The 10,013-nt window shown below is 69.3% G+C and carries 11 protein-coding genes; 5 read left to right on the forward strand and 6 right to left on the reverse strand.

What is annotated here, in order from left to right; all coding sequences use genetic code 11:
* Positions 1-29 precede the first annotated feature (29 nt).
* The 5 genes from rplW to ACM26Y_RS17365 form a co-directional block, all read right to left on the reverse strand.
* A complete protein-coding gene (gene rplW / locus ACM26Y_RS17345; RefSeq protein WP_003938090.1) occupies positions 30-335 on the reverse strand; it encodes a 50S ribosomal protein L23 in 306 nt (101 codons plus the stop codon).
* Positions 332-1,015: a 50S ribosomal protein L4 gene (gene rplD, locus ACM26Y_RS17350; RefSeq protein WP_003938091.1), complete on the reverse strand. Its 684-nt coding sequence runs from the start codon at positions 1,013-1,015 to the stop codon at positions 332-334. The genes rplW and rplD overlap by 4 nt, the downstream gene beginning before the upstream one ends.
* Entirely contained in the window at positions 1,012-1,665 is a 654-nt protein-coding gene (gene rplC, locus ACM26Y_RS17355) for a 50S ribosomal protein L3 (RefSeq protein WP_003938092.1), read from the reverse strand. Before rplC ends, rplD begins: the two co-directional genes overlap by 4 nt.
* Before the next feature lie 45 nt (positions 1,666-1,710).
* A complete protein-coding gene (gene rpsJ, locus ACM26Y_RS17360) occupies positions 1,711-2,016 on the reverse strand; it encodes a 30S ribosomal protein S10 (protein WP_003938093.1) in 306 nt (101 codons plus the stop codon).
* A 435-nt stretch (positions 2,017-2,451) separates the two neighbouring features.
* Positions 2,452-4,116: an amidase gene (locus ACM26Y_RS17365; RefSeq protein ID WP_416061452.1), complete on the reverse strand. Its 1,665-nt coding sequence runs from the start codon at positions 4,114-4,116 to the stop codon at positions 2,452-2,454.
* A 142-nt stretch (positions 4,117-4,258) separates the two neighbouring features.
* Here ACM26Y_RS17365 and ACM26Y_RS17370 point away from each other — a divergent pair, with 142 nt between their 5' ends.
* The 5 genes from ACM26Y_RS17370 (at position 4,259) to ACM26Y_RS17390 (ending at position 8,894) form a co-directional block, all read left to right on the forward strand.
* Complete coding sequence (locus ACM26Y_RS17370; protein ID WP_416061453.1) at positions 4,259-4,954, forward strand: GntR family transcriptional regulator; 696 nt, start codon at positions 4,259-4,261, stop codon at positions 4,952-4,954.
* Positions 4,955-5,085: 131 nt separating this feature from the next.
* Positions 5,086-6,087, forward strand: coding sequence for an ATP-binding cassette domain-containing protein (locus tag ACM26Y_RS17375; RefSeq protein WP_289379211.1), 1,002 nt, complete (start codon positions 5,086-5,088; stop codon positions 6,085-6,087).
* Entirely contained in the window at positions 6,084-6,935 is an 852-nt protein-coding gene (locus tag ACM26Y_RS17380) for an ABC transporter permease (protein ID WP_003938097.1), read from the forward strand. Before ACM26Y_RS17375 ends, ACM26Y_RS17380 begins: the two co-directional genes overlap by 4 nt.
* Positions 6,936-6,942: 7 nt before the next feature.
* The gene (locus ACM26Y_RS17385) at positions 6,943-7,800 is read left to right on the forward strand and encodes an ABC transporter permease (RefSeq protein ID WP_416061454.1); all 858 of its coding nucleotides are present in this window, start codon (positions 6,943-6,945) and stop codon (positions 7,798-7,800) included.
* 119 nt (positions 7,801-7,919) lie between these two features.
* Complete coding sequence (locus ACM26Y_RS17390) at positions 7,920-8,894, forward strand: lipase family alpha/beta hydrolase (protein ID WP_416061455.1); 975 nt, start codon at positions 7,920-7,922, stop codon at positions 8,892-8,894.
* Between the two features lie 73 nt (positions 8,895-8,967).
* Here the strand turns inward: ACM26Y_RS17390 and ACM26Y_RS17395 are convergent, their stop codons facing one another.
* The gene (locus tag ACM26Y_RS17395; RefSeq protein ID WP_416063699.1) at positions 8,968-9,996 is read right to left on the reverse strand and encodes an alpha/beta hydrolase; all 1,029 of its coding nucleotides are present in this window, start codon (positions 9,994-9,996) and stop codon (positions 8,968-8,970) included.
* Between the last annotated feature and the right edge of the window lie 17 nt (positions 9,997-10,013).

Consider the following 10,013-nt stretch of genomic DNA (forward strand, 5'->3'; position numbering starts at 1 on the left):
TCGTCCTCTATCTCTCGAGTCCCGGCCGCCTAGGCGACCGGCCCTCCGAAGATCTCGATGGGCTTGCTGTCGGCCGACAGGGTCACGAGCGCGCGCTTGGTGTCCTTGCGCTTGCCGTAACCGAACCGGGTCCGCTTGCGCTTGCCCTGACGGTTGGCGGTGTTGACGCTGGTCACCTTGACGCCGAAGACCTTCTCGACGGCAATCTTGATCTGCGTCTTGTTCGAGTCCGGGTGCACCAGGAAGGTGTAGGTGCCCTCCTCCATCAGCCCGTAGGACTTCTCGGAGATGACCGGAGCCAGCAGGATGTCGCGCGGATCCGCGATCGTGCTCACTTGCTCTCCTCCTTCTCTGCCTGGGCGGACTCGGCCGGCCCGTGGATGAACGCGTTGAGCGCCTCGACGCTGAACACGACGTCGTCGCTGTAGAGCACGTCGTAGGTGTTCAGCTGATCCGGAGCGATCGCGTGCACGTTCTGCAGGTTCTGCACGCTCTTCCACGCCGCGAGATCCTCACGGCCGACGACGAGGAGCAGGTTCTTGCGATCGGTCAGCTCCGCGAGGAAGGTACGCGCGCCCTTGGTGGACGGCGCCTGCCCGGCGACGAGCTCGGTGATCACGTGGATGCGCTCGTTGCGAGCCCGGTCGGAGAGGGCGCCACGGAGGGCGGCAGCCTTCATCTTCTTGGGCGTGCGCTGGCTGTAGTCGCGCGGCTGCGGGCCGTGGACGGTGCCACCGCCGGCGAACTGCGGCGCGCGGGTCGAGCCCTGGCGGGCGCGGCCGGTGCCCTTCTGGCGGTACGGCTTCCTGCCACCGCCACGGACCTCGCCGCGGGTCTTGGTGGCGTGCGTGCCCTGGCGAGCCGCGGCGAGCTGCGCGACGACCACCTGGTGCAGCAGCGCGATGTTCGCGGGGGCGTCGAAGATCTCGGCGGGGAGATCGACGGTGCCGTTGGTCTGGCCGCCGGGAGCCTTGACGTCGAGCGTCAGCTTGGTTGCGGTCTCGGTGCTGGTCATGCCCGTGCACCACCCTTCACTGCGGTCTTGACGATCACGACGCCGCCCTTGCGGCCCGGGATCGCACCCTTGATCAGCAGCAGGCCGTTCTCGGCGTCCACCTTGTGGACCGAGAGGTTCTGCGTCGTGACGCGGTCGCTACCCATGCGCCCGGACATGCGGGTTCCCTTGAACACGCGGCCCGGGGTGGCGCAGCCACCGATGGAGCCCGGACGACGGTGCACAGCCTGCGCACCGTGCGAGGCGCCCTGGCCGGCGAAGCCGTGACGCTTCATGGTGCCGGCGAAGCCCTTGCCCTTGGAGGTGCCGGTGACGTCGACGAAGGCGCCGTCCTCGAAGACCTCGGCGGTGAGCTCCTGGCCGATCTCGATGCCGTCGGTGTCGTCGACACGCAGCTCGACGATGTGGCGACGAGGGGTGACGCCCGCCTTCGCGAACTGGCCGGCGACCGGCTTGGTGACCTTGCGCGGGTCGATCGCACCGTAGGCGAGCTGCACGGCGCTGTAGCCGTCGCGCTCCTCGGTACGGATCTGGGTGACCACGTTCGGTCCGGCCTTGACGACGGTGACCGGAACGACCCGGTTGTTCTCGTCGAAGACCTGGGTCATGCCGAGCTTGGTGCCCAGGATTCCCTTGATCTGGTTAGTCATGTGTTGTCTCCGCTGCGTCTTCTACAAGCTCGCTGGTCTCGAAAGTCACTGAATGTTGACGTCGACGCTCGCCGGGAGGTCGATGCGCATGAGCGCGTCGACGGTCTTGGGCGTCGGGTCGAGGATGTCGATCAGCCGCTTGTGAGTCCGCATCTCGAAGTGCTCGCGCGAGTCCTTGTACTTGTGCGGCGAGCGGATGACGCAGTACACGTTCTTTTCGGTGGGCAACGGCACCGGGCCGACCACGCGAGCGCCCGTACGGGTCACCGTCTCGACGATCTTGCGCGCAGATGCGTCGATCGCCTCATGGTCATAGGCCTTGAGCCTGATGCGGATCTTTTGTCCCGCCACGCTTATGTGTCCTTTTCTTGCCGCGTTTCGTAGCACCCGAGCGAATCGGGAACCACCTCGTCTGCACAGTTCCGCCCGAACGGCGACGACGAACAGCACTCTCCACACCTCGTGACCGGGCGCACCCGATCCGCATGCCGCTGTTCATCTGTCATTGTTCTCCGGCACACGCGGTCGGGCGTGTCGCCCTACTGCTCGCTCCGCAGCGCCGAACCGATGCTCGACACCACGGACCGACCTGCCGGATGTACCCGCACGGGTACAGGAAGGTACTGCTTCCGTCTTGCATGTGGCCGCGACCAGGCCGTCAGGCTCGATCCGCGACTGTCACTCGATCTTGTTCCGAGCCGCGGAAAACCGTGACCCGGTCAAGGCAACCCGACCAGTATGCAGGACCGCCCCGGCATTCTCAACTTCGCGTCGGCGGGACGGCCGTCACAATCCTCCGGTCGACAGGGTCGCCGGTGTCCGGACCGGCGCCGCCGCCCCGAGCGTATTGGTCGGATCGGGACCCGGGCCCGGCGCCGTCGGCGTGACCACCGGCAGCTCGCGCGGCGTCGGCGTCACACCCGGCACGTCGCGCCACACCGGCAGGGCCTCCTGCAGGGCCAGTCCCACCGAGATCAACCCGGACTCCTGCCACGGCAGCGCACCCAGCTGGACGCCGAACGGCAGCCCGGTCACCGCCGAGCGGCCGACGGGGAACGAAACAGCCGGGGCGCCGGTGTAATTGGCCCACTGGACGTCGCCGGCCACTCCGGACAGCACGCTCAGACCTGCGAACGCATCGCGGGGACAGCCGTCGTCGAGCGCGCCCGGCAGGGCGATCACATCGAGCTCGTGGTCGCGGAACATGGCGTTGTACTGGTGCTGATAACGCAACCGGTCCCGCTCCAGCGAGAAGTAGTCGGCGACGGGCAGCGCCAGAGAGGCCACCGCGGCACTCACGAGCGGCGCGAGGTCGATGCGGTATTCACCGAGCCGGTCCACGAACTGCCGGTGATAGGCACCCATCTCCGCGGTGTCACCGGCCAGGAGCGACTCCGGCGGGTGGGGCATCGACACCGGAACGAGTTCGGCGCCCAGTGCGCGCGCCGTCGCGAGGAACTCGTCGAACAGGCGGCGCAGCTCCGGTGCCAGCCGGTCGGTCCCGCCGTGCGGCAGGCCGATACGGACGCCCGCGAGCGGGGTCGCCCCGGTGGGCGGCACCAGCGGGTAACCGCCCTCGGGCACGCCGGGGCCACCGGCCGTCACCGGATCGTCCGTCTCCTCACCCGCGAGGACACCGAGCAGCAGCGAAGCGTCCGCGAGGCTGTGCCCGATGGGGCCGGGGTGGTCCCTGGTCCAGGTGAGCGGGATCATCCCGTGCGAGGTGACCCGTCCGTACGTCGGCTTGATCGCCGAGACGCCGCACGCGCTCGCCGGCAGCCGCAACGAGCCGCCGGTGTCGCTCCCGACGGACAAGGGGGCGAAGCGGGCCGCAACCGCCGCGGCGCTGCCGCCCGACGAGCCGCCCGGGGAGTACTGCGTGTTCCACGGGTTCGCCACCTGCGGGGTGACGACACCGATCGCGAACTCGTCGGTGTGCACGTGACCGAGCAGGACCGCCCCGGCGTCCCGCAGCCGGCGCCACACCCCCGAATCACCGGCTGCGACGTTGTCGCGGAGCACATTGCTCGACGCGGTCAGCGGAAGGCCCCCCACCGCGAACAGATCCTTGAGGGCGATCGGCAGTCCGCACAGCGGCGAGACGGGCTCACCGGACGCCCGGGCGGCGGTGAGCCGCGTGGCCGCCGCGTCGGCAGCGGCATAGGCGAGGTCCGGATAGAGGTGGATCCATGCGCCGACGCCGCCGTCGTGGTCCCGGCTACGACGCAGGTACGCATCGAGCAGTTCGCGCGGGTGCAACTGTCCGGCCTGCAGCAGACTGGCCGCTTCGATCGCACTCAACATGGCCGGATCGGTGGCCGGGACGGTCGCCGGGTCGGGAAGGCGAGAGGCCGGGCGGGCGGCGGCGCGCGCGGCGGGGAGGAGGCCGAGCCCGACGATGCCGCCGGCAGCGGTGCCGAGGAATCGACGCCGGGACGTTCGGGAACTCACCCGGTCGAGGCTAGTGTCGGCACCGTACGCCTGCAGGACGAGCGCACCGAGCCACCCTCCCCCACGACGCATGAGCGGTGCGCGATAATCCGTCGAACGGAACCGGCCGATGTACCGGAACGCAGGACTGTAGGGAGTGCCGATGACATCTTCTGCCCAGTCCCGGGCGTCCGGGGGGCGGCCGCTGCGGCGCAGGCCACAGCTGTCGGACGACGTGGCGGTGCACGTCCGCAACCTCATCATGTCCGGTGGGGTCCGGCCCGGTGACTTCATCCGGCTGGACGAGACCGCCGCCGAACTCGGTGTGAGCGTCACCCCCGTTCGTGAGGCATTGCTCACACTGCGGGGTGAAGGCCTCGTGGAGCTCGTCCCACACCGTGGCTACGTCGTCGCTCCGTTGAGCCGGGGCGACATCGACGACCTGTTCTGGTTGCAGGGACAGATCGCGGAAGAGCTCGCGCGCCGGGCGGCGGCCGCGATCACCCCGGAGACCGTCGCGGAACTGTCGGACCTCAACGAACGTCTCGCCGAGGCGGTGCACAGCGGCGACGGGGCGCGGATCGAGGACCTCGAGTTCGCGTTCCACCGCACCCTCAACCGCGCGACCGGCGCACGGAAGCTGTCGTGGTTCCTGCTCAACGCCACCCGCTACACCCCGGTGCACTTCTATTCGTCCGATCCCGCCTGGGGCGCCGCCGCCGTCGCCTCGCACCGCCGCCTGATCGACGCGCTCGGTCGCGCAGACGCCGATTCCGCAGGTGAGGAGACCCGCCGGCACTTCACCGACGGGGCCCGGCGCCTGGTCCGGCACCTGGACGAGATCGGTATCTGGAGCTGACGCGGCCGCCGCGCGGCACTCGCAGCCCGCTCGGACCGCGCCGGGCGGCCGGTAACATCGCGGCGTGACGGCGGGATCTACTCGTCGACGGGTCCGCGAGCGGCCGACCGAGAGTTCCACGGCGGAGAGTGATGCTGAGATACCACGACGAAGCGGTCCTCGTCGACGACCTGCACAAGTCGTTCGGCGACGTCCATGCCCTCAAGGGCATCACGTTCTCCGCCCCGCGCGGTTCGGTCCTCGGCATTCTCGGCCCCAACGGCGCCGGCAAGACCACGACGGTGAAGATCCTCTCCACGCTGCTGCGCCCGACGAGCGGGCGCGCGGTGATCGCGGGGCACGACGTGGTCGCCGACCCGGCCGCCGTACGGCGCTCGATCATGATGACCGGGCAGTACGCCGCCCTCGACGAGACGCTGTCGGGCCGGGAGAACCTGATCCTGTTCGGCCGCCTCATGGGTCTCGACCGCGCGGCCGCCCGCCAGCGCGCCGACAATCTGCTCCGCGAATTCGACCTGGTCGACGCCGGCAAACGCGCGGTGCGGCACTACTCCGGCGGCATGCGCCGCCGCGTCGACATCGCCTGCGGTCTCGTCGTGCGCCCCGAGGTGGTATTCCTCGACGAACCGACCACCGGTCTCGATCCGCGGAGTCGGCAGGGTGTCTGGTCTCTCGTGGGCGCGCTCAAGAAGCAGGGCATCACGGTATTGCTGACGACGCAGTATCTCGAAGAGGCCGACCTGCTCAGCGACAACATCATCGTCATCGACCGGGGCACCGTCGTCGCCGAGGGCACCGCCAACCAGCTCAAGGCCTCGACCGGCGGCAGCTACTGCGAGATCGTCCCGGCCGATCCGAAGGCCCTGCCGTGGGTCGTGCATGCGCTCGGCAACCTCGTCCCGGGCGACGTCCGGGCGGAACTGGCCGGGTCCGAATCCAACGACCGGGTCTCCATCCCGGCGCCGCACGGTCCGGCGACGCTCGCCGAGGCCCTGCGCCGACTGGCACCCACCCGGATCGAGCTGGCCGACATCGGTCTGCGCCGGCCGTCGCTCGACGACGTGTTCCTCAGCCTCACCGGCCACACGGCGGGCGCCGACGCCCCGGAACCGACGACGGGAGGGCAGGCATGACCGTGCACACCAAGAGCATCAGCGCCCAGCGGGTGCGGCACGACGCGAAGATCACCCTCCCGGAGAAGCGGGTCGGTTCGCACCGGCGGGCCGACCCGACGGTGCTCAACCAGTGGAGTGCGCTCACGATGCGCACGGTCCGCACCATGGCGCGGTACGGCGAGCTCGTCGTTGCGGCGATCACCCCGGTGGTGTTCGGCCTCGGCTTCTACCTGCCCCTGAAGTTCGTCATGTCGCTGCAGGGCATCGACTACGCGCAGTACCTGATGCCGATCATCGTCCTGCAGGCGATGGCGTTCACCGCCATCTCGGCGGCGCAGCTGTCCTCGGGTGAGGCGATGACGGGCCTGACGAGCCGGTTGCAGACCATGCCCGTGTTCAGCGCGGTCCCGCTGCTCTCCCGGATGTCGAGCGCGATGTTGCGGTCCGTCGTGTCCCTGGCCGGGGCGCTGCTGTTCGGATACGCGATCGGGTTCCGATTCTCAGCCGGGTTCGGACAGGCGGTCCTGTTCTGTGTCACCGCCCTGGCGATCAGTCTCGTCCTGGCGCTGGGCGCCGACGCGATCGGCACGCTGTCGAAGAGTCCCGAGGCCACCGCGCAGGCCCTGACGCTGCCGCAGCTGATCCTCGGCATGCTCTCGTGCGGCTTCGTCCCGGAGGAGGGCTTCCCCGAGTGGATCCGGCCGTTCGTCCGCAACCAGCCCATCTCGCAGTTCTCGTTCGCCATGCAGGACATGGCCGAGGGTGGCGTCACCTGGCAGGTCCTCTTCCCCACCGTGGCCTGGTGCGCGGGTCTCGCGCTCGTGTTCGCGCCACTGGCCGTATGGGCCAGCACGAGGCGGGGGTGATTCGCAGGTGACCGGAACGCCCGAGGCCCGGCCCGTCGACGCCGACGGCGCCGCATTCGCCTTCCTGGACCCCACGCGCGCCCATCCGGAGCGGTCGTCGGCGGCGCTGTGGGAGCACAGCCGAATCCAGTGCGGGCGCCTGCTGCTGCGCTGGGCGCGCGATCCCGCGACGATGATCCAGGCGCTGCTCTACCCCGCGCTGACCCTGCTGATGTTCCGGGTCGTGCTCGGCAACACCGTCACCGCCGCGACCGGTCAGCCCGCGATCTACGGCACGGTCCCGATGATCATTCTGGTCGGTGCCATGTTCGGCTCGGTGGTCAGCGCCGTGGGTCTGCGTACGGAGCGGCAGACGGGCCTGCTCGGCCGCTTCCACACCCTGCCGATCCACCGGGCTGCCGGGCTGTTGGGCCGGATGTTCGCCGAGGCGGTCCGGGTGCTGGCCACCACGATCGTCATCCTGGCGGCCGGGGTGGCTCTGGGGTTCCGGTTCACGCAGGGCTATCTCGCCGTGCTCGGGATTCTGGTGATCCCGATCCTCTTCGGGATCGCGTTCGCCCTCATGGTCACCGTCCTCGCGACCATGTCGAGCAAGCTGCCCCTCGTGGAACTGGTGTCGATCGGGTGCACCCTGCTGATGTTCTTCAACTCCGGGTTCGTCCCGGTGATGGCCTACCCGAAGTGGCTGCAGCCGATCGTGGAGAACCAGCCGATGTCGTGTGCGATCGACGCGATGAAGGCGCTGGCGATGGGCGGTCCGCTCGCCGAACCGCTGGTCAAGACACTGCTGTGGGTCTTCCTCGCCGTCGCCGTGTTCACGGTGCCGGCCATCCGGGGCTATCGGCGCGCGGCCGAGGAGGGCTGATCGCGGCGACCCCGGGCGGCCGTCCCCGGCTGTTATCCTGTGCGCCGACCGCGGCCGCACAACGGCTGCAGCACGCAGCCGAGGCACTGTCACCCAGTGCGGCCCACGGAGGAATGCCGATGAAGTATGCCCGCCGGATCACCGTCGCCGTGACGGCGGCCGCCCTGGCGGCCGCCGGGCCGGCGCTGCCCACGGCCGCCGCGGCGCCCACCGAGCCCCCGTCGCTACCGGCGCTGCTCGACTCGATGGGGCCGAGTCCCGCCGGCGCGAACGACCTCGACTGTGTGCCCTCCCCCGAGCATCCCCGGCCGGTTGTTCTCGTCCACGGGACGAGGATGGACATGACCGGCACGTGGGCCGTTGCAGCCCCGCAGCTCGCCGATCTCGGCTACTGCGTCTACGCCCTCAACTACGGTGGCATCCGCTCGCTGGTCGACCCCGAGCTCATGGTCTGGGGAGTCGGGAGCATCGAGGACTCCGCGAAGCAGGTCGGCGAGTTCGTCGATGCGGTACTCACTCACACCGGAGCGGAACAGGTCGACCTCGTGGGTCACTCGCAGGGTGGACCGGTCTCCCGCCAGTACCTACGGTTCGAGGGCGGCGCGGACCCGGCGGACCCGGACCGCAACAAGGTCGACAAGCTGGTGATGCTCGGTGCGACCAACCACGGGACCACGTTCAACGGGCTGCAGCAGCTGTACTCCCTGTTCGCCCGTCTCGGACTGGGGAACCAGGAATGGGCCACCGAACGCCTCGCGCAGATGGTCTTCGGTATCGCCGGACGTCAGCAGCTGATCGGATCGCGCGTGCTGGCCCGGCTCAACTCCGGGTCCGAGACCCTGCCGGGAATCGAGTACACCTCGATCGCCACCCGTCAGGACACGGTCGCCACGCCACCGGAGAATGCGTTCCTGCAGCCCAGCGAGAACAGCGTGGTGCACAACGTGTGGCTCGAGGACGCGTGTCCGACCAGCCCGGCCGGCCACCTCGCCCTACTCGAACTGCCCGAGTCGCTGCACCTGGTGAAGTCGGCTCTCGATCCGCAGTACGCCGAGACCGTGCCGGCCCCGTGCACGGCACCTCCCGCCGGCTAGACAGTCGCGGCACGCGAACGGCCCCTCCCGCCGGGAGGGGCCGTTCGCGTGTGCACGATCCGGGGACCGGAGATCAGATCCCGAGGGCCCGCTGCAGCACCGGCCATGAATCCTTCAGGTCGTCCTGCCAGTAGCCCCACGAGTGGGTTCCGGACTCGCGGAAGTTGTAGGTGGCGGGGATGCCCAGGCTGTCGAGCCGGTTCTTCAGGTTGTGGGTGCAGTAGTTGGTTGCGGCCTCGATCACGCCGCCGACCACGATCTGGTTGGCCAGCACTCCCGCGTCACCGTCGATCTCCGGTCCGGTCAGCGTGTCGTGGGGACCGGGCAGGCCGGTGCCGTTGGAGATGTACATCTCGAGCCCGCGCAACTTGTCGGCGTGGACGTAGGGGTCCTTCTCCGCCCACATCGGGTCGTTCGTCGGTCCCCACATGTTCTCGGTGTCGCCGCTGCCCCACGTCTCGACCGTGATCTTGACGAACTGCTGGCCGATCGGGTCGGACGTCTGTGCGCATCCGCTGTAGGCAGCGACGCCCCGGTACAGTCCCGGCGCAGCCATGGGCAGCTGGAACACCGAGGTGCCCGAGGTGGAGATACCGGCGATCGCGTTGACTCCGGTGGTACCCAGAGCCCCGTCGACCAGCGGCGGGATCTCCTTGGTCAGGAAGGTCTCCCACTTGTTCACACCGAGCTTCGGGTCGGGTTTCTTCCAGTCGGTGTAGTAGCTGAACATGCCGCCGACGGGCGAGACGACGTTGACGTGCTTGTCCTTGAAGAACTCGATCGCGTCGGTGCGGCCCCGCCAGGTGGCCATGTCCTCGCCGCCGCCGGCGCCGTTGAGCAGGTACAGCGTCGGCGCGGGCTTGCTGGTGTCGGCCGGGCGCCACACGTCCAGCAGGATCTCCTCGTCCATGGACGCCGAGTAGACCCAGATCAGAAGTTGCTGGGGTGCGTAGTTCTTGATCCTGGTGATGTACGACCCGTTCTCGGACGTGACGGCCGTGATGGGCTGCAGGGTGTCGGCCACCGGGTCGGCCGAGGCGAACGAGGCGCCCGTGAACAGCGGCAGCGCAAGTACCGCCGCCGAGATCGCGGCTGCTCCCATCTTCCGAGCGCGGCTCC

This window comes from Rhodococcus indonesiensis (genome assembly GCF_047782815.1).
Taxonomy (GTDB): domain Bacteria; phylum Actinomycetota; class Actinomycetes; order Mycobacteriales; family Mycobacteriaceae; genus Rhodococcus; species Rhodococcus indonesiensis.

Bases quoted from the DNA above. Each gene is read 5' to 3' on its own strand.
- rplC (WP_003938092.1), bottom strand. From the start codon at position 1,665: ATGACTAACCAGATCAAGGGAATCCTGGGCACCAAGCTCGGCATGACC.
- rplD (WP_003938091.1), bottom strand. From the start codon at position 1,015: ATGACCAGCACCGAGACCGCAACCAAGCTGACGCTCGACGTCAAGGCT.
- ACM26Y_RS17395 (WP_416063699.1), bottom strand. From the start codon at position 9,996: ATGGGAGCAGCCGCGATCTCGGCGGCGGTACTTGCGCTGCCGCTGTTC.
- ACM26Y_RS17375 (WP_289379211.1), top strand. From the start codon at position 5,086: ATGCTGAGATACCACGACGAAGCGGTCCTCGTCGACGACCTGCACAAG.
- ACM26Y_RS17370 (WP_416061453.1), top strand. From the start codon at position 4,259: ATGACATCTTCTGCCCAGTCCCGGGCGTCCGGGGGGCGGCCGCTGCGG.
- ACM26Y_RS17380 (WP_003938097.1), top strand. From the start codon at position 6,084: ATGACCGTGCACACCAAGAGCATCAGCGCCCAGCGGGTGCGGCACGAC.
- ACM26Y_RS17390 (WP_416061455.1), top strand. From the start codon at position 7,920: ATGAAGTATGCCCGCCGGATCACCGTCGCCGTGACGGCGGCCGCCCTG.